General features: G+C 64.5%; 21 protein-coding genes and 1 tRNA gene. 12 read left to right on the forward strand and 10 right to left on the reverse strand.

Annotation, left to right across the window (positions count from 1 at the left end):
- Together ACODSN_RS13345 and ACODSN_RS13350 are read left to right on the forward strand one after the other, a co-directional pair.
- Positions 1-231: a DUF2274 domain-containing protein gene (locus ACODSN_RS13345; protein WP_489055978.1), complete on the forward strand. Its 231-nt coding sequence runs from the start codon at positions 1-3 to the stop codon at positions 229-231.
- Positions 228-434 (forward strand): helix-turn-helix domain-containing protein, encoded by a 207-nt coding sequence (locus tag ACODSN_RS13350; protein WP_489055979.1) that lies wholly within the window; start codon positions 228-230, stop codon positions 432-434. The genes ACODSN_RS13345 and ACODSN_RS13350 overlap by 4 nt, the downstream gene beginning before the upstream one ends.
- A 73-nt stretch (positions 435-507) precedes the next feature.
- Here the strand turns inward: ACODSN_RS13350 and ACODSN_RS13355 are convergent, their stop codons facing one another.
- The 3 genes from ACODSN_RS13355 to ACODSN_RS13365 form a co-directional block, all read right to left on the reverse strand.
- Complete coding sequence (locus ACODSN_RS13355) at positions 508-1,113, reverse strand: tyrosine phosphatase family protein (protein WP_489055980.1); 606 nt, start codon at positions 1,111-1,113, stop codon at positions 508-510.
- Between the two features lie 102 nt (positions 1,114-1,215).
- On the reverse strand, positions 1,216-2,442 hold the full coding sequence (locus ACODSN_RS13360; RefSeq protein ID WP_489055981.1) for a tyrosine-type recombinase/integrase: 1,227 nt from the start codon (positions 2,440-2,442) through the stop codon (positions 1,216-1,218).
- Positions 2,443-2,618: 176 nt separating this feature from the next.
- A tRNA-Leu gene (locus tag ACODSN_RS13365) sits at positions 2,619-2,705 on the reverse strand.
- A gap of 120 nt (positions 2,706-2,825) precedes the next feature.
- Between ACODSN_RS13365 and ACODSN_RS13370 the strand changes: the two genes are divergently transcribed.
- Together ACODSN_RS13370 and ACODSN_RS13375 are read left to right on the forward strand one after the other, a co-directional pair.
- Positions 2,826-3,602: an alpha/beta hydrolase gene (locus ACODSN_RS13370; protein WP_489055982.1), complete on the forward strand. Its 777-nt coding sequence runs from the start codon at positions 2,826-2,828 to the stop codon at positions 3,600-3,602.
- Entirely contained in the window at positions 3,602-4,516 is a 915-nt protein-coding gene (locus tag ACODSN_RS13375) for a tetratricopeptide repeat protein (protein WP_489055983.1), read from the forward strand. The genes ACODSN_RS13370 and ACODSN_RS13375 overlap by 1 nt, the downstream gene beginning before the upstream one ends.
- On the opposite strand, the gene ACODSN_RS13380 is transcribed toward ACODSN_RS13375, so the two are convergent.
- The gene (locus tag ACODSN_RS13380; RefSeq protein ID WP_489055984.1) at positions 4,504-5,208 is read right to left on the reverse strand and encodes an SIMPL domain-containing protein; all 705 of its coding nucleotides are present in this window, start codon (positions 5,206-5,208) and stop codon (positions 4,504-4,506) included. The two genes, ACODSN_RS13375 and ACODSN_RS13380, sit on opposite strands and share 13 nt — an antisense overlap.
- Positions 5,209-5,311: 103 nt before the next feature.
- Between ACODSN_RS13380 and ACODSN_RS13385 the strand changes: the two genes are divergently transcribed.
- The 3 genes from ACODSN_RS13385 to ACODSN_RS13395 are packed head-to-tail and all read left to right on the forward strand — an operon-like array spanning position 5,312 to position 6,933.
- Entirely contained in the window at positions 5,312-5,746 is a 435-nt protein-coding gene (locus ACODSN_RS13385; protein ID WP_489055985.1) for a VOC family protein, read from the forward strand.
- 4 nt (positions 5,747-5,750) lie between these two features.
- A complete protein-coding gene (gene gloB / locus ACODSN_RS13390; RefSeq protein WP_489056040.1) occupies positions 5,751-6,485 on the forward strand; it encodes a hydroxyacylglutathione hydrolase in 735 nt (244 codons plus the stop codon).
- Between the two features lie 46 nt (positions 6,486-6,531).
- Positions 6,532-6,933: a hypothetical protein gene (locus ACODSN_RS13395; RefSeq protein WP_489055986.1), complete on the forward strand. Its 402-nt coding sequence runs from the start codon at positions 6,532-6,534 to the stop codon at positions 6,931-6,933.
- A 9-nt stretch (positions 6,934-6,942) separates the two neighbouring features.
- Here the strand turns inward: ACODSN_RS13395 and ACODSN_RS13400 are convergent, their stop codons facing one another.
- From ACODSN_RS13400 to ruvA, 4 genes are all read right to left on the reverse strand, one after another.
- Positions 6,943-8,721 carry an AMP-dependent synthetase/ligase gene (locus tag ACODSN_RS13400; protein ID WP_489055987.1) on the reverse strand — a complete coding sequence of 593 codons (1,779 nt, stop codon included), beginning with the start codon at positions 8,719-8,721 and terminating at the stop codon, positions 6,943-6,945.
- A gap of 100 nt (positions 8,722-8,821) precedes the next feature.
- The gene (ruvB, locus tag ACODSN_RS13405) at positions 8,822-9,841 is read right to left on the reverse strand and encodes a Holliday junction branch migration DNA helicase RuvB (RefSeq protein ID WP_489055988.1); all 1,020 of its coding nucleotides are present in this window, start codon (positions 9,839-9,841) and stop codon (positions 8,822-8,824) included.
- Positions 9,838-10,359 carry a hypothetical protein gene (locus tag ACODSN_RS13410; RefSeq protein WP_489055989.1) on the reverse strand — a complete coding sequence of 174 codons (522 nt, stop codon included), beginning with the start codon at positions 10,357-10,359 and terminating at the stop codon, positions 9,838-9,840. The genes ruvB and ACODSN_RS13410 overlap by 4 nt, the downstream gene beginning before the upstream one ends.
- Positions 10,356-10,961, reverse strand: coding sequence for a Holliday junction branch migration protein RuvA (ruvA, locus tag ACODSN_RS13415; RefSeq protein WP_489055990.1), 606 nt, complete (start codon positions 10,959-10,961; stop codon positions 10,356-10,358). The genes ACODSN_RS13410 and ruvA overlap by 4 nt, the downstream gene beginning before the upstream one ends.
- Before the next feature lie 141 nt (positions 10,962-11,102).
- On the opposite strand from ruvA, the gene ACODSN_RS13420 reads away from it, so the two are divergent.
- Genes ACODSN_RS13420 through ACODSN_RS13430 form a run of 3 tightly spaced genes read left to right on the forward strand, consistent with a single transcriptional unit; the run spans position 11,103 to position 13,697 of the window.
- Positions 11,103-11,669: a peptidase S14 gene (locus tag ACODSN_RS13420; RefSeq protein ID WP_489055991.1), complete on the forward strand. Its 567-nt coding sequence runs from the start codon at positions 11,103-11,105 to the stop codon at positions 11,667-11,669.
- A gap of 42 nt (positions 11,670-11,711) precedes the next feature.
- A complete protein-coding gene (locus tag ACODSN_RS13425; RefSeq protein ID WP_489055992.1) occupies positions 11,712-12,347 on the forward strand; it encodes a DUF1345 domain-containing protein in 636 nt (211 codons plus the stop codon).
- 51 nt (positions 12,348-12,398) lie between these two features.
- Positions 12,399-13,697, forward strand: coding sequence for a methyltransferase family protein (locus ACODSN_RS13430; protein WP_489055993.1), 1,299 nt, complete (start codon positions 12,399-12,401; stop codon positions 13,695-13,697).
- A gap of 14 nt (positions 13,698-13,711) precedes the next feature.
- On the opposite strand, the gene ACODSN_RS13435 is transcribed toward ACODSN_RS13430, so the two are convergent.
- A complete protein-coding gene (locus ACODSN_RS13435) occupies positions 13,712-15,085 on the reverse strand; it encodes a glutamate--cysteine ligase (protein ID WP_489055994.1) in 1,374 nt (457 codons plus the stop codon).
- 119 nt (positions 15,086-15,204) lie between these two features.
- Positions 15,205-15,969, reverse strand: coding sequence for a 16S rRNA (uracil(1498)-N(3))-methyltransferase (locus ACODSN_RS13440; RefSeq protein WP_489055995.1), 765 nt, complete (start codon positions 15,967-15,969; stop codon positions 15,205-15,207).
- 92 nt (positions 15,970-16,061) lie between these two features.
- Between ACODSN_RS13440 and ubiA the strand changes: the two genes are divergently transcribed.
- Positions 16,062-16,976, forward strand: coding sequence for a 4-hydroxybenzoate octaprenyltransferase (gene ubiA / locus ACODSN_RS13445; RefSeq protein WP_489055996.1), 915 nt, complete (start codon positions 16,062-16,064; stop codon positions 16,974-16,976).
- A complete protein-coding gene (locus ACODSN_RS13450; RefSeq protein ID WP_489055997.1) occupies positions 16,973-18,472 on the forward strand; it encodes a phospholipase D-like domain-containing protein in 1,500 nt (499 codons plus the stop codon). Before ubiA ends, ACODSN_RS13450 begins: the two co-directional genes overlap by 4 nt.
- The last annotated feature ends 1 nt before the right edge of the window (position 18,473 follow it).

The following is an 18,473-nucleotide window of genomic DNA, read 5'->3' on the forward strand; positions in this document are numbered from 1 at the left end:
ATGGTGGACCTGAAACTCGGCAGACTGCCGGATCGCACGCCGGTCAAGCTAGCGATCACCATCACGCCCGATCTCCAGAATGCGTTGAACGACTACGCCGCGCTCTATGCGCAGGCTTATGGTCGTGAGGAGCCGGTAATCGAACTGATCCCGGCGATGCTGACATCTTTCCTAGAAAGCGACCGCAGTTTTGCGAAGGCGCGCGACGAAGCGCGAAAGGGGCGGACATGATCGAGCGGGCTTGGGAGCAGAAGATCGAACCGCTCACGGTTCGTATCTCTACCGCTGTCCGCATCACCGGCCTTAGCCGCTCGCGGATCTACGAACTGATCCAGTCCGGCGACCTCGAGACGGTGAAGGTGGGCCGCTGCACGCTGGTTCAGTTCGAGAGCCTGAAGGCACTGACCCGTAGTCGAGAGGCGCCGGATGGCTGAGTTGGGCCGCAGGTCATTCGGACCATAGACTGATTGGACCTCCGGCTGAGGTCGCCGCGATCGGGTAGGCCTTCTATTGACCGGTGCCATCGTGGGCGCGAGCGTACAGGTCGGGACGCGTTCGCGCGAAATGAAGGCGTGTCGCGCGGGCCTCGGCTAGACCCGGTGCGGAGGTCTCCCATGCCGCCACCGCCGCGACAAGTCTGCCGGATCGCTCGAGCAGCTGGTCGGCGAGCGCGACCACGACAAGGTTCGGCGTGACCTCTGGTCTGACTGCCAGCAGTCGTTCCAGCGCCTGCGGCTCATTCCCGGCACCAAGTCGGTCGGCGAGGATCGCCAGCGCAATCCCGGCAGAACGTCCGACGCCGTGGAAGCAGTGCACCAACAATGAGCGATCGGTCCAGGACTGCGCGAAGACAACCGCCCGTTTAACGTCTTCCAGCGTGGCCACGCGAATGCCTAGGCTGTCGGTGTCGACATCCTCGAACTGGAGCACGAGATGCGCCCGTCCCGGATCTGGCGCGAAACGCAGTCTCAGGTTTGGGCGTGCAGCCGGCTCCTCGATCGTGATCACCGCGTCGAACTTGCGCTTGTGGCGCTTCGCCTGCGGCAAGCTTCCGACAGACACGCCACCGGCGACGGGCAGTGCGAGCGGAGTTGGCTTGACGTATTTCGACATGGTTCGGGCCCACGAAATTGCAGTCAGGTTAAAGACAAGACCTGCATCGTTTTGGGGAACGTGCCGGCGCCTGTTCGGCACCGGCACGTCCGTAGCCAGCGATCAGGCGCGCCGCGCCGCCGGGAAGGCCGGCCGCAGGATTTTCCCGCCATCGCGTAGCTGGTCGAGATAGTCCGACCAGCGCTGCATCATCTCGACGCGCTCGTCCCAATATTCACCGCGCGCGTAGGCGCGACGGACCTGGTTGGTATCGACATGTGCGAGTTGGCGTTCGATCGCGTCTGGGTTCCACTCGCCCATCTCGTTGAGCAAGGTCGCGGCCATTGCCCGAAACCCGTGCGCGGTCATCTGTTCGGTCGTATAGCCGAGCTTGCGCAGCCCTTGGTTGACAGCGTTTTCGGACATCGCCTTGCGCGGCTTGCCGAGGCACGGGAACAGATACTTCCACCAGTGGGTGTGCTCGTGAAGCTCCTTGAGCATTTCGATCACCTGGCGCGAAAGCGGAACGCGGTGCGGACGCCGCATCTTCATCCGCTCCGCCGGAATGAACCAGATCGCCTCGTCGAAGTCGATGTCGGTCCACTCGGCCTGCCTGAGTTCACCGGGGCGCAACAGCACATGCGGGGAAAGGCGCATCGCCATGACCGTCACCTTGTGACCGCTGTATCCGTCGATTGCCCGCAAAAGCGTGCCGACCTCCGAGGGCTTGGTGATGGCAGCGAAGTGCTTGACCTTCGGCACTGCGATGGCACCGCGCAGATCGGCGGCGACATCCTTGTCGCATCGCACGGTGGCGACGCCGTAGCGAAACACCCGGCTGAGCACGCTGCGCATGCGCCGCGCGCTTTCGTAGGCGCCCGTGGCCTCGACCTTGCGCAGGACTGCCAGCGCTTCGTGCGGCGTGATCTGTGCGATCGGGATGGTTCCGATCAAAGGATAGGCCTTGGCGAGCAACCAGCGGATTTTATCGATAGTGACGGGCGCTAGGCCGTCTCGCTCGCATTTGACGAGCCATTCCGCGGCGACTGCCTCGAAGGTGTTGGCGGCAGCATATTTGGCGGCGATCCGCGCGCGCTTCTTTTCGAGCGCCGGATCGATACCCTCGGCAATCTTCTTTTTGGCTTCATCGCGCCGCACGCGCGCGTCCGCCAGGCTGATGGTGGGCCATCCGCCGAGATGAAGTTTCTTCTGTTTGTCGAGAAAGCGGTAATTGAAGCGCCACAGCTTCGAGCCGTTGGGCTGGATGACGAGATAGAGGCTTTGAGAATCACTGAGGGTCCAAGCCTTTTCCCTCGGCTTGGCGGCATTGATCTGGATGTATGTCAGCATGGTCGTTTTCCCAGCAAAGCCGGGTCAATCCGAGGGCAACAAAAAGAGCAACATTTGTGGTCGCTGCACATGCCCTTAGCCGGATTTCGCCGGACGGTGTCTGGCGATTCTCGGTCAAGAAATGCTGTGAAACCAGCCGCTTACTGGATGCTGCTGGACGTCTCCAGAGCCAGTATTGGTGCCCAGAAGAGGACTCGAACCTCCACGACCTTGCGATCGCCAGCACCTGAAGCTGGTGCGTCTACCAATTCCGCCATCTGGGCACGGGGTAGGACGGCGCGATTAGCTGTTGGTCCTTGGGCTGTCAATTGTGACGCGTGCATTATTTTGCTGTTGCGGCGCGTGCGAGGGCCTAAGGGGCGACGTTGGAGCGTGACGGTGCCATGGCCCTGCAGGAGATGATGGTGGACCAGCAAGAAATACCCCTTCCCGCCATGTTCGCGCGGCCCGACGGTCTGCGGCTGGCCGTGCGCCATCGTCAGGGGGCGGGGCCGACGATTCTGTTCCTGCCCGGCTACATGTCCGACATGGAAGGGGGCAAGGCGGTCGCGCTGGATCGCTGGGCGGCGGCGAGCGGCCGCGCCATACTGCGGTTCGACTATGCCGGCACCGGCGCGAGCGAAGGACGGTTCGAGGACGGCACGCTTGCGGGCTGGCGCGACGATGCACTGCTCCTGCTCGACGCGCTGATCGAGGGTCCGGTCGTGCTGGTGGGGTCATCCATGGGCGGATGGATCGCGTTGCTGATCGCATTGGCCCGGCCGGATCGCATCGCCGCGATCATCGGCGTCGCCGCCGCGCCCGACTTCACCGACTGGGGCTTTACCGAGGCGGAGAAGGCGCTGCTTCTGACCGAAGGACGCATCATCGAACCGTCCGATTATGGCGACGCCCCCCGTGTCACCACGCGCGGTTTCTGGGAATCGGGTCAGGCCCTGCGTCTGCTAGAGGCGCCGCTGGCGATCGACGTGCCGGTGCGGCTGCTTCAGGGGCAGGCGGATGACGTCGTGCCGTGGGAGACGACGCTGCGGATCGCGGAGCGGCTGCGTTCATCGGATGTGCAGACGCTACTGATTAAGGATGGCGACCATCGCCTTTCCCGCGACGCCGACATCGCCCTGTTGATCGACACAGTCGCCAGCCTTCCGGACCACCCATAATGCCGTTTCTTCTGCCATTGCTGTTGTTGGCGCAGGCCTATGATCCCGAGATCGAGGCGGTGATGAACCGCAGCGCCAAGCGTCGTCAGGAGGCTGCGGCCGAGGTGCAGAGTCAGGCTCAGGCCCAGCCCGCGTCGGCGACCCCGGCGCGCGCGGACGGCCGCATTCCGGTGCCGGAAAAATTCGCCGTCCCGTTCCAGGACTGTCTCGATGCCGCGAACCAGTCGCCGGAGCAGGGCGCCGCTTTCGCCGAAAAATGGCGGATCGAGGGTGGCTCCTTCTATGCGCGCAATTGCATGGGCTATGCCTATGCGCGGGGCGAGCGCTGGGCGCCCGCGATCATCGCCTTCGAACAGGGCGCGGACGAGGCCGAGCGCGGCGGCGAGCCGGTGCAGGGCGCGCGGCTGTGGGCGCAGGCGGGCAATGCGGCGCTCGCGGGGGGTGACCCCGCCAAGGCGCGCGACGATTTCGACGCGGCGCTGGCGCGGGGCATCCCCGATGGGCTGGAGAAGGGCGAGGTCCATCTCGACCGTGCCCGCGCGCTGGTGGCGCTGGGCGACAAGGCGGGCGCGCGCCAGTCGCTTGACGTCGCGCTGGAGCAGGCGCCGAAAGATCCGCTCGCCTGGCTGCTGTCGGCGACGCTGGCGCGGCGATCCGGGGAAATGGTGCTGGCGCAGGCTCATATTGCGCGCGCCGTGCAACTGTCGCCCGACGATGCGTCGGTAGCGCTGGAGGAAGGCAATATCGCCGTCCTCACCGACCATGACGACATTGCCCGCGCGGCGTGGCAACGCGCCGTCAGGCTGGCCCCGGCGCTGCCCGCAGGCAAGGCCGCGGCGGATAATCTCAGTCGCCTGTCCCCCTCCGCGCCCGCGCCACCTGCGGCCGCGTCGACGCGCGATCAGTCGAGATAGAAGTCCACGGTGGTGACGACGCGCACCTTCTTATAGGGCGTGTCGGCTGACCCGTCGCTTTCGCCGTCGCGCGCCTCGATCGAAAAATAGCCCTGCGTCGCGCTTTTGATCCCGGCGACGCTGGCGCCGCTGTCATGGGCGAACTGTTCGGCGGCGGCGCGCGCATCGCGGGTCGCGGCGGCGACCATCGGCGGCTTCACGTCGTTGAGCTTCGTGAAGCTGTAGCGCATCCCCGATCCCTCCTGAAGCGTCACGCCGCGACGGACCAGATCGAACTGCTGCGCCACGGCACGCTGGGCGCGGCCGATGTCGGTGGTGCGCAACAGCATGCGCTGGGTGATGGTGATCGTATTGACGCCGTTGTTGATATATTGGTTCACCCCCGCGCCGACCGGGGTCAGATCGCCCGGCTTGAAGCCGAGGCTCGTGAAATAGGCCTTAAGCTGGCTGGTATTATTGTCGATCTCCGCACGTACGGCGGGCAGGTCGAACCCGGTCGCGGCATAGCTGATCGACCAGGTGGCAAGATCGGCGGTCACATTCTTCTCGGCAAGGCCCCGCACCGTCACGGACCGATCCGCCGCCTTCGCCCGCTTGAGACCATCCCCCAGCAGATAGCCGCCGCTCACCAGCCCGACAGCCAGCAGCCCCGCGCAACCCAGCAGCACCTTATCCCTTATGTCCAAGGCCATGATCGCACCCTCTTCCTTCCCTGATCGCGCAGTCCTATGTTGGGGACTGATGTGCCCTAGCTGAGCTGAACCGTTGCTTTATGGCGGTGAATGGAGCCGAGACGTGACCAAATATCTCCACACTATGATCCGCGTGACCGACATCGACAAGAGCATCGCCTTCTTCAACCTGATCGGGCTGGAAGAACAGAGGCGCTTCGATAGCGACAGCGGGCGCTTTACTCTCGTATTCCTCGCCGCGCCGGGTGATGAAGAGGCGCAGGTCGAACTTACCTATAACTGGCCCGCCGAGGATGGCAGTTCCGCCGAACAATATGGCGAAGGGCGCAATTTCGGCCACCTCGCCTATCGCGTCGACAATATCTACGCCACCTGCCAGCGGCTGATGGACGCGGGCGTCACCATCAACCGCCCGCCGCGCGACGGCCATATGGCGTTCGTGCGGTCGCCCGACAATATTTCGGTGGAACTGCTCCAGGACGGCCATCTCGAACCCGCCGAACCCTGGGCGTCGATGCCCAATGTCGGGGTCTGGTAAGCCGATGCTGGAAGTCGTCCGCATCCCTGTGCTCAGCGACAATTATGTCTGGCTGGTGCACGACGACCTCAGCGGCGAGACGGTGGCGGTCGATCCCGCCGTCGCCGATCCGGTGCTGGCTGCCGCCGCCGCACATGGATGGACCATTGGCCAGATCTGGAACACCCACTGGCATGGCGATCATGTCGGCGGCAATGCCGGGATCAAGGCGGCGTCGATGGCCTGGGGCGGCTGCACCATCACCGGCCCGGCGGCGGAGGCGGCGAAGATCGGTACGCTCGACCGGCTGGTGGGGCAGGGCGATAGCGTGCGCATCGGCGATCACATCGCACAGGTGCTGGCGGTGCCCGCGCACACGGCGGGCCATATCGCCTATCATCTGGCCGACGACGCCATGATCTTCGTCGGGGACACGCTGTTCGCGATGGGCTGTGGCCGGCTGTTCGAGGGCGATGCGGCGCAGATGTTCGCCAATATGGCGCTGTTGAAGGCGCTTCCCGAGGGTACGGCGGTCTATTGCGCGCATGAATATACGCAATCCAACGGCCATTTCGCCCTGACCGTCGAGCCGGACAATGCGGCGCTTCGCGAGCGGGTGAAGGCGGTGGACGCTGCTCGCGCGCTCGGCCAGGCGACGGTGCCCACGACGATCGGGCTGGAGCGTGAGACGAACATCTTCATGCGCGCTGCGAATGTGGGCGAACTGGCGGCGCGTCGAGCGGCCAAGGACGCGGCGTGACGGTTAAGGGCGGTCGGCGACGTCGAAAAGGAGAAGGAACGTGACCATGACCAACTGGACCTTCATCACGCCGCTTCTGCTGCTCGCCGGTTGCGCCGGAACCTATCAGCCTGAACCGCTGACGCAGAAGCAGGCCGCCAAGCTCGAAAAGGCGCTCACCGGCCTGACGCCGGGCGAGAAAGTGAGCTGTATCAGCCGTTTCCCCTCGTCCAGCCTCACCGTCATCAGTGGCAATGTCCTGCTCTACAGGGTCAGCGCCCGGCTGATCTATCGCAACGACCTGATCGGCAGTTGCCCCGGCCTCACGCGCGGCGATACGCTCATCACTCAAAGCTTCGGCTCGCAGCTGTGCCGGGGCGACATGGCGCGCAGCGCGGACCTGACGGTCGGCATTCCTACCGGCGCCTGCGCGCTTGGCGATTTTACCCCCTATCGCAAGCCGCGCTGACACAGGCGCTCACGCCTTATACAGCGCGTCCAGCCGGTCCCGATAGCGCCCGCAGATGACATGGCGGCGGATCTTCATCGACGGCGTCATCTCCTCATTCTCGATCGTGAAGGGTTCGTCCGCGAGAATGAAACGCCGCACCCGCTCGATCACCGACAGGTCCGTATTCACCCGGTCTACCGCCGCGCGCAGCGCCGCCAGATAAGCGGGATCGCTCGCCACAGTCTCGACGGACCGCCCGTTGGCCGCTGCCCATTCGCGGGTCCATTCGGCATCGGGCACGATCAGCCCGACCAGATGGGGCCGCCGGTCGCCATGCACCATCGCCTGACCGATCTCGGGTTGCAGCGTCAATATCCCCTCGACCTTTTGCGGTGACACATTGTCGCCCTTGTCGTTGACGATCAGGTCCTTCTTGCGATCGGTGATGCGGATGCGCCCGCGCGCGTCGATCTCGCCGATATCGCCCGTATGCAGCCAGCCGTCCTTCAGCGCCTTTTCGGTCTCCGCCGGATTGCGCCAATAGCCATGCATCACCAGTTCGCCACGCACCAATATCTCGCCATCCTCGGCGATCCTCACCTCGACATCGTCGAGCGGCGGCCCGACCGTATCCATGGCGATGCCGGCGCGGCGGCGGTTGCAACTGATGACCGGGCCTGCCTCGGTCTGGCCATAGCCCTGCAACAGCGTCAGCCCCATGGCGTCGAAAAACAGGCCGACATCGGGATTGAGCGGCGCGCCGCCCGACACCATCGCCTTCATGCGTCCGCCGAACCGCGCGGCGATTTTGGGCTTGAGCGTCTTGCCAAGCAGCGCCTTCATCGGCAGGTCGAAGATGGATCGCGCGCCGCGCTGTTCCTTCGCCCCGATGCGCAGCGCCTGCTCCATCAAATAGGTGGCGAATTTTCCCTGCTTCTCGATCGACTTGATGACGCGGGCGCGCAATACCTCGAACAGCCGGGGGACGACGACCATGATGGTCGGCCGAACCTCCTCGATGTTGGAGGCGAGCTTTTCGAGACCTTCGGCATAATAGATCTGCCCCGCCAGCATGATCGGCAGGAACTGGCCGCCGCTATGCTCATAGGCGTGGCTGAGCGGCAGGAACGACAGGAACACTTCGTCGTCCCAACCGAAATCCTCGGCGAGCAGCCGCCCGGCGCCCTCGACATTGCTCAGGATCGCGCCATGATGCTGCATCACCCCGCGCGGCGCGCCGCCGGTGCCGCTGGTATAGATGATGCAGGCAAGATCCCCGCGCTGCGCCGTCTGCTCCATCGCGCAGGCCTGCGGATCGGTCGGATAGCGGGCGATCAGGTCGCTCCACAAATGGCAGGCACACTGGCCCTGCATCCCCCGCAGCGGTTCCATGCCGATCACGAATTGCGCCTGCGACCGCAGCACCGCCGGCATCAATGTCGCGGCAAGTTTCGCCGTGGAAACGATAACCGCGCGCGCGCCGCTGTCAGTCAGCACATGCTGATGATCGCGCGTCGTGTTGGTGGTGTAGGTCGGCACGGTGACGCAGCCCGCCGCCATGATGCCCAGGTCCGCGATGCAGAATTCCGGCCGGTTCTCGCTCACCAGCATGACCGGCTCGCCCGGCCTCAGCCCCTGCGCCCTGAGCGCGCTGGCGAGCGCGGCCACCTGGCCCGCCACCTCGGCCCAGCTGATCGGTGCCCATGCCCCGGCCGTCTTGCGCCACAGGAACGGCGCATCGCCCTGTTCCTTCGCGCGCTCGAAAAACATGGTCACCAGATTGGGATAACGCTCGATCGCCCGCAAAATCACTGCTCCTTGACGGACGGCGCATCTCTCGCGCGCCTCTCGACCACCCAGCTATAGCCGCGTCCGGGCGGGACGGCCACGGATTTCCGCCATTCCTTCAGTCGAAAAGGCCGTCCTGCGAACCGGCGGGCGGGTTGAGACCCAGATGCTTCCAACCCGGCCCATTGAGGCAGCGCCCCCGCGCGGTGCGGGCGATCAGGCCAAGCTGGATCAGATAGGGTTCGATCACTTCCTCGACCGTGTCGCGCGGCTCCGAAAGCCCGGCCGCCAGCGTCTCCACTCCCACCGGCCCGCCGCGATAAATGTCGGCGATCATGTGCAGATAGCGCCGGTCCATCAGGTCGAGGCCCAGTTCATCGACCTCCAGCCGCGCCAGTGCTCCGTCGGCGACCTTCGCGTCCACCGTCGGCGCGCCCGCGACATTGGCGAAATCGCGTACCCGGCGCAGCAGCCGCCCGGCGATGCGTGGCGTGCCGCGCGAACGGCGCGCAATCTCCACCGCTCCGTCCGATGTGATGGCGAGGCCGAGCAACCGCGCCGCGCGCCGCACCACCAGTTCCAGCTCGTCCACCGTGTAGAATTGCAACCGCACCGGAATGCCGAAGCGGTCGCGCAGCGGCGTCGTCAGCAGCCCCTGCCGGGTCGTCGCCCCGACCAGCGTGAAGGGCGGCAGGTCGATCCGCACGCTGCGCGCCGATGGTCCCTCGCCGATCATCAGGTCGAGCGCGCGATCCTCCATCGCCGGATAGAGCACTTCCTCCACCGCCGGGTTGAGCCGATGGATCTCGTCCACGAACAGGACGTCGCCTTCATCCAGATTGGTGAGTAGCGCAGCCAGATCGCCCGATTTGGCGATCACCGGGCCAGACGTTGCGCGAAAGCCGACACCCAGTTCCTTGGCGACGATCTGCGCCAGCGTCGTCTTGCCAAGGCCGGGCGGTCCGAAGAACAGCACATGGTCGAGCGCCTCGCCGCGTTGCTTGGCCGCTTCGATGAACACCCGCAAATTGCCCTTGGCCGCCTGCTGCCCGATAAATTCCTCAAGGCTTTTCGGCCGCAACGCGGCATCCACATCCTCCGCGCGCCGGGCGGGGGTGATGAGGCGGTCGTCGGTCATACGGGCTTGGCTTGAGAAATTTCAGACGGGTGGACGACCCAATAACCTGTGCCCGCGAGTAATACGCCCATGGAAAATGCGATTGCAGATAGCCATCCCGAAATCTGGGTTGGACGTGCCACTTTCGTGGCCTTAGCCATTTTATGTTCCATAGTCTTCAGGGCTTCTAAATCGAGTTCACCTTCATGCGCCACTGATAACCAAAACCCTAAAAATTCGGCAACGGGATTAAGCATTGCCCTGTTGGCACGCTGGCTGAACCAAGCACATAATAGCGCCATAATAATACCAAGAAAGAAGAGGAAACCCGAGCCAGCTACATATACGCGCGGCATATTTAATTGACCCACCAACGCCACTATGCCGCCACCATTTACGGCCAAGAGAGAGGCCGTAAGCCAACGGAACGAGGCGGAGTGCTGTTCTAGTAAAGCCCTTTTGCTCTCCAGCAAGTTGGCGATTTCGGTTTCAGCTATCCGCCGGACTAAAGCGGGTTTTAAGACGAATTGGTCGCTCATTTCGCCGCCTTGCGCAGCGCCAGCCGTACCAGCGCGTCAAGGCTCGCGCCTTCGCCGATTTCCGCTTCCGCCGCCGCGACCGCAGTGCTCGCCTCGGCTGGCCTGAAACCCAGATTTTGCAATGCCGACAGCGCATCCGCGCCATGGCTGCCCGCTGGTGCGACCACCGTCCCCGCCGCGACGGCGCTGCCGGCTGGCGCCACGCCCACCTTGTCCTTCAGTTCCCGCACGATCCGTTCGGCCAGTTTCGGCCCGACGCCGTTCGCGCGCGTCACCATCGTCTTGTCGCCCATCGCGACGGCGCGGTGCAACTCGGCCGGCTCCAGCGCCGAAAGGATCGCGATCGCCACGCGCGCGCCCACGCCCTGCACATGGACGAGCAGGCGAAACCAGTCGCGCTCCTCCGCGCTGGCAAAGCCCATCAGCCGGATCGAATCTTCCGCCACCAGCATTTCGGTATGGATCGTCACCGCTTCGCCCACCGGACCCAGCGCCGAAAGGGTGCGCGACGACGCGCCGACGAGATAGCCGACCCCGCCCACGTCGATGATCGCATGGTCGAGGCCGGTGCTGTCCAGCCTGCCTTTGAGTTTCGCGATCATGTGGCCGCCCCTATGGTCATGATCTGTTCTTTACAGACTGTGGCGGCCTGCGCCAGCCTTAAAGAATCGACACACCCCGGCACCATTTTTGATTCCGTGCGTAATGCAGGCCGACTTCACCCCGCATCGAGAGCCTCGCATATGCTGCCCCAACTGACCGCCCGCGATTTTGAATTTCCCGCCATCATGCTGGCGGGCGCGGTCGACCATAATATGTATCTGCATTTCAAGAATGTGCTGGCGACCGCGCCGCAGGAAGGGTTGGTGGTCGTCGAACTCTCCACCCTCGGCGGCGATCCGGAAATCGCGCGGATGATGGGCGAGGATATCCGATTTCATTCCGATCTCTACCCCCACCGCAGGCTGGTGTTTCTCGGCAAGACCGCCGTCTATTCGGCCGGGGCGACCTTCATGGGCTTTTTCGCGGTGGAGAACCGCTATCTGACGCGCGGCACCCGCGTCATGATTCATGAGCGCATCATCACCAAGAATATTCACCTGCAAGGGCCGCTCTCCACCTGCGTCGCCTCGCTCAAGGCCGCGCTGAACGAAATCGAGGCGTCGATCGCGATCCAGAATGAAGGCTTCGCCAATATCGTGCTGGGGTCGCAGGTCACGATGCAGGACGTGCTGACCCGCTCGACCGAGAACTGGTATCTCGAAGCGAACGAGGCCGCCGCCGTGGGTCTGGTCGCCGCGGTATTGTGAAGGGGCTTGCGGGCGCTGCTCATTCCGTCTCATGATGCGCGCATGACCGACGCCGCCCGCAGCCGCATATTCCCCTGGCGTTACGGCATGTTCCTGGTGCTGCTGGCGGCCGCCGCGCCGCTGGCTTTGCTGCTGCCCTGGCATGAAGCGGTGATGGCGGGGTTCGACATCGCCGCTTTCGCCTTCATCCTGTCGGTCGCGCCGTTGATGGACGCCGATGCGGCCACCATGCGTCGCAACGCCGCCGCGAACGACGCCAATCGCGGGTTGATGCTGCTATTGACCGGCATCGTCTCCATGGTGGTGCTGGTCGCTGTCGGCATGGCGGTGGCGCAGCATGGCGGTCCCAATACCGGCAGCATCGTGCTGCTGCTCACGACCTTGCTGCTCGCGTGGCTGTTTTCCAACCTCGTCTATGCCATGCATTATGCGCATATCTTCTATCTGCCCGGCGAGGCGGGCACGGATACCGGCGGCATCGACTTTCCGGGCACGGACGAGCCGGCCTATTGGGATTTCCTTTATTTCGCTTATACGCTGGGCATGACGTTCCAGACGTCGGACGTCGATATCACGTCAACGGACGTGCGCCGGATCGTGCTGTTCCACTGCCTTGCCGCCTTCATCTTCAATCTCGGCATCCTCGCCTTCACGATCAATGTGCTGGGTGGCGGCTAAAAGTCTGGCAATTCACGGCTTGCTTACCATTTTTGCGCTAGAAGCCCGTCCATGACCAAGGCCGCCGATCCCTGTCCGCCATCCGCCGTCAGCCATGGCGTCGGTGTGGCAGGGCTTGCGGGTCTGGCCCTTTGGACGCTCGTCGCGCGCCATTTCGGCATGGACGGTCCCCATGCAGGGCTGGCGGCAGTGGTCGCGTGCGGCGTGCCGATGGTGCTATGGTCGCTGCTGGTGGACAAGGTGCATCGCAACCCTTCGACCGGCCTGGACTGGAACGCGCCGGCCAGACCCATCCGCGACAGTCTGGACATCAGCATCGTCAAGATCGCGGCCCTGTGGGCGACATGGCTCGGCATCGCCATCTGCTACTGCATCGCGCGCTGGTATTGGGACGGCAATTACCGCTTTTCGATGAACCTGTTCATGGCGGCGGCGCCTTGGCTGCTGCTATTGTCCATTCCCTATATTCTCTGGCTCGACCGGCGGCTGGCCGATCCGCGCGACGCCAGCTTTCATTTCGGTCAGTGGGTGATCGGCGGCGCTGCGGGATCGCCGGACATGGCGCAAGTCGCCCATCACGCCCGCGCCTGGGCGGTGAAGGGCTTTTTCCTCGCCTTCATGCTGTCGATCGTGCCGGGCAATTTCGCCAGCGTCGTGGACTGGCGGATCGAGGATGCTTTTGCCCATCCGGTGGCGATGGCGGGCTTCCTGATCGCGGTCATGTTCATGATCGACGTGTGCATGGCGACGGTCGGCTATCTGCTGACCTTCAAGCCGCTCGATTCGCATATCCGCACCGCCAATCCCTATCTGTCGGGCTGGGTCGCCGCGCTGATCTGCTATCCGCCCTTCGTGCTGATGGGTGGCGGCGGGCCGCTCGACTATCATGCCGGCGGCGCGGAATGGGATGTGTGGACGCAAGGGCAGGCCGCGCTGCAATGGCTGCTGGGCGGCTGGCTGGTGCTGCTGACCGGCCTTTATGCCTGGGCGACGGTGGCCTTCGGTATCCGCTTTTCCAATCTCACCCATCGCGGCATCCTGACCCACGGTCCCTATCGCTGGACGCGCCACCCGGCCTATCTGGCGAAGAATCTCTTCTGGTGGTTTTCCTCGCTGCCCTTCCTCGCCACCAGCGGATCGATGGTCGATATCGTGCGCAACTGCGCGCTGCTGGCGATCACCAACGCGGTCTATTACTGGCGCGCGAAGACCGAGGAAAAACATCTGTCCGCCGATCCGGATTATCGCGCCTATAGTGCGTGGATGGCGCGCAACGGCCCGGTGCCACGCCTGTTCGCATGGATGACCGGCGGCAAGCGCGAAGCGGCAGCCTTCAATCCGGCAGAATAACCGAACGGGGAGGCTTAGAAGCTCTCTTCCGCGTACACCCGGCTGACATCGCCCTGCCATTCGCCATGATAGCGTTCCAGCAGTCGTTCGGCATGGGTCTTGCCCGACGACACGACCTCGTCCAGCGCTGACAGATAGCCGGTTTCATTGTCGCCCGCGCTATTGAGCCGCCCGCGCGCCGCAAGGCCCGACCGCGCGATATCCAGCACGTCGCGAGCAATGTCGCGCAATCGCCGCCCGCCGTCGATCGGCGCGTCGAGGCCCAGCTTCGGCACGGAATCGCGCAGCGTCTGCCGTTCCTCCATGCTCCAGCCCTTGACCAGATCCCACGCCGCGTCGAGAGCGCCCTGATCGTAGAGCAGGCCGACCCACAAGGCGGGCAGCGCGCAAATGCGGTTCCACGGGCCACCGTCGGACCCCCGCATTTCGAGAAAGCTTTTCAGGCGCACTTCGGGGAAGGCGGTGGAGAGGTGATCCTCCCAATCCTTCTCGGTCGGCTTTTCGCCGGGCAGCACGGCCAGCTTGCCGTCCAGAAAGTCGCGGAAACTATGGCCCGCCGCGTCGATATATTTGCCGTCGCGGTAGACGAAGTACATCGGCACATCGAGCGCATAGTCGGCATAGCGTTCATAGCCAAAGCCGTCCTCGAACACGAAGGGCAGCATGCCCGTGCGCCCCGGATCGGTATCCGACCAGATATGGCTGCGATAGGAGAGATAGCCATTGGGCTTGCCTTCGGTGAAGGGCGAGTTGGCGAACAGCGCGGTCCCCAGCGGCTGGAGTGCGAGCGAGGTGCGGAATTTCTTCACCATGTCCGCCTCGCTGCCATAATCGAGGTTGGTCTGGATCGTGCAGGTCCGCAGCATCATGTCGAGACCCATCGATCCCACGCGCGGCATATGCCGCAGCATGATCTCATACCGCCCCTTGGGCATGATCGGCAGGTCGGCGCGGGTCTTGTCTGGCCACATGCCAAGGCCCAGGAAGCCCAGCCCCAGCTTGTCGCCGACATATTTGACCTGTTCCAGATGGTGGCCGGTCTCGGCGCAGGTCTGATGCAGATTGTCGAGCGGCGCGCCTGACAGTTCGAGTTGTCCCGCCGGTTCCAGGCTGATCGTGCCATCCACGCCGGACAGGGCGATGATGTTTCCGCCTTCAAAGACGGGTTGCCAGCCATAGCGGGTCAGGCCGATCAGCAGCGTGTGGATGCCCGACTTTTCCTCATAGGAAGGCGCATGATGGTCGCTCGTCGCATAGACGAACTTTTCATGCTCGGTGCCGATGCGCCAGCGGTCCTTGGGCTTTTCGCCGCCCGCAAACGCCGCGATCAACTGGTCGCGGCTCTCGATGAGGGGGTCGTTCTTCCCTGAGTCTGTTCTTGTGCTCATGCCCCGCCCTTAACGATTCCCCTTGGCGCGTCAAAGCAGAGCGCGCGGGGCACAGATAGGTTGCGCGGACAGATGCTTCAATCCGATTTCGGAATGAAACGGAAGGTTTGGGGCATTGATTACGCGCCAGTCGCGGTAGAAGCCCAGTCGCCGTTGATCGCCATCCACGCCGCCGTCGCGGCGATCGCCGCCGTCTCCGCGCGCAGAATGCGCGGCCCGAGCGACACCGGCACGGCCCCTGCGGTGGCGCGGATTGCGTCGCGCTCGGCCGGATCGAACCCGCCTTCCGGCCCGATCAGAAATGCGGCGGGACCGGGATGCGCGGCCAGCGCGTGCCGCAACGGCGCGCCGCCGGTCTCATCCGCGAAGAACAGATGCCGCCCGTCGGGCCAGCCTTTGAGCAATGCGTCCAGCTTCATCAATCCGCCCAGCTCGGGCAGCGCGGTCCGCCCGCATTGCTCTGCCGCTTCGACCAAATGGGCGTGGAGCCGGTCGAGATTGAGCTTGTCGACCACCGCCCGCCGGGTCAGCACCGGCTGCAATTTCGCGACCCCCAGTTCGCACGCCTTTTCTGCGATCAGGTCGATCCGACCCTTGCGGATAGGAGCGCAGCACAGCCAGAAATCGGGCACCAATTCGGGTGGCTTCGTCCGGCTCACGCAATCGAGCATCAGATCCCGCTTGCGCACGTCGCGCACCCGCGCGGCCCATTCGCCCGATCGCCCGTCAAACAGCAGCACGATATCGTCCGGCTTCACCCGCATCACATGGATCAGATAATGGGCGGGGTTGCCATCGACGGATACGGCGACGCCTTCGCCCAACTGCGTCTCGACATGCAGCCGGGGGGCGCTTTGCGGGGGCCAGGCGGGGGTAGCGGTCATCGTCGCACTCTCTCATTGCGCTTGTCGAAATGCCGTTTCACTCTTTAGGGAAGTCGCGGGCTGCGACAAGCGCGGCGCGAACGGAGTTGCATGTGAGCCAGGCCATCGTCCCCGACAGCGAAGTGCGCGGACCGATCCGCAGGCTGTTCGCGCGGTTGCCGGCGCTCCCCCGCAATCTCGCGCTGCTGGCGCGGCTCGACCGGCCGATCGGCTGGTGGCTGCTTTATTGGCCCGGCGCATGGGCGGTCGCGCTGGCGGGCGGAGTCGGGGATCGCTGGCCGCTTTTCTTCTGGCTGCTGCTCGGCAGCATCGCGATGCGCGGCGCGGGCTGCGTCTTTAACGACATCGTCGATCGCGATCTCGACGCCAGGGTGGCGCGCACCGCCACCCGCCCGCTGGCGAGCGGCGCGGTGTCGCTCGCCACCGCCTGGGGCTGGCTGCTGGCGCTCTGCCTCGTTGGTCTGCTTGTCCTGCTTCAGTTGCATTTCCTCGCCCAGATCGTCGCTTTGGGAAGCCTCGCGCTGGTCGCGGCCTATCCGTTCATGAAGCGCATCACCGGCTGGCCGCAGATCTGGCTCGGCCTCGTCTTTTCCTGGGCCGCGCTGGTCGGCTGGACGGAGGTCGCGGGCGACCTGACGATGCCGGGGCTGCTGCTCTATGGCGGGTCGATCTTCTGGGTGATCGGCTATGACACTATCTACGCGCTTCAGGATCGCGAGGATGATGCGCTGATCGGCATCGGGTCTAGCGCGCTGTCGATGGGCGGACATGTGCGCGCGGGCGTGACGTTGTGCTATGCGCTGGCGCTGCTGCTGTGGGCCGGGGCGCTCTGGCAGGTTCGGCCCCAGCCGCTGGTGCTGCTCGCGCTGCTGCCGATGGCGGGGCATCTGCTGTGGCAGGTCGCCACTCTGCGTGAAGATGGCGTCGATCCGCTGGCGAAATTCCGCTCCAACCGCTTCGCCGGTTTCCTGATGCTGCTCGCCTGCCTCGTCGTGGGTGCGGCATGAGCGCGTCCGGTCCCGTAGCGGGCGAGGATTGCTGGCGGATCGAACAGGCGACCCGCGCCAGCGTCATCATCGACGCCGACACTTATTTCCGCCACGCTCGCGCCGCCATGCTGAAGGCCAAGAAGCGGATCATGCTGATCGGTTGGGACTTCGACGCGCGCATCACCCTGATCCGCGAGGACGAGGCGGATGACGGCGCGCCGGTCATCATCGGCGATTTCATCAGTTGGCTGGTTGAACGCAATCCGGACCTCGAAATCTATCTGCTGCGCTGGGATATCGGCGCGATGAAATCGATGATCCGCCCGACCAACCTCGTCACCACGCTCAAATGGATGTGGCATCCGCGCGTGACGGTGAAGCTCGACAGCCATCATCCCCCGGCGGCCTCGCATCATCAAAAGATCGTCGTGATCGATGATTGCTTCGCCTTTTGCGGCGGCATCGACATGACCGGCGACCGCTGGGATACGCGCCATCACCGTGACGAGGACCCCGGTCGCCGCCATCCCGACGGCTCCGCCTACGGTCCCTGGCATGACGCCACCACGGCCTTGCAGGGACCTGTCGCCGCCGCGCTGGGCGATCATGCCCGCGCACGGTGGAAAGGGGCGGGCGGCGAGGATCTGTCGCCCATCACGGGCGAGCATGACTGCTGGCCTGACGCCCTGCCGGTCCAGTTTCGCGACGTCGCCGTCGCCATCGCCCGCACCGCGCCGGAGATGGACGATCAGGACGAACTGATCGAGATCGAGCGGCTCTATTGCAACCAGATCGCCGCCGCCCGCAGATGCATCTATGCCGAAAGCCAGTATTTCGCCTCCCGCCGCATCGCCGAGGCGATCGCCGCTCGGCTGGGGGAAGCGGACGGGCCGGAGATCGTCATCATCAACCCGACGCAGGCGGACGGCTGGCTGGAGCAGCAGGCGATGGACACTGCCCGCGCCCGCCTGTTCGAAGCACTCAAGGCGCGGGATTCGCACGGGCGGCTGCGCATCTATCATCCCTTCACGATGCGCGGCGCGCCGATCTATGTGCATGCCAAGATATTGATCGTCGATGACCGTCTGATCCGGGTCGGCTCGTCGAACATGAATAATCGCTCGATGCGGCTCGACACCGAATGCGACGTCTGCATCGACACCCTGTCGCCCGGCAATGAAGGCCATGGCGCGGTGATTTTGGGCATACGCGACGAACTGATCGCCGAGCATCTCGACCTGCCGGCAGAGCGCGTGGCGGCGGTGATCGCCGAGCGCGGCCTGATCGGCGGGATCGAGGAATTGCGCGCCAAGCCGGGGCGAACGTTGCGCGCCTATGCCACGCCCGACCTCAACGATGTGCAGGCCTGGCTTGCCGACAATGAGATACTCGATCCGGAAGGACCGGGCGAAATGCTGGAGCCGATCCACGAGCGCGGTCTGTTCCGGCGGATGCGGCTGGCGACGAGCAGGTTCAACCCGCTCGCGCATCGGGATGGCGACGCAAAAACCTGAC

This window comes from Sphingobium sp. FG11 (assembly GCF_057809915.1).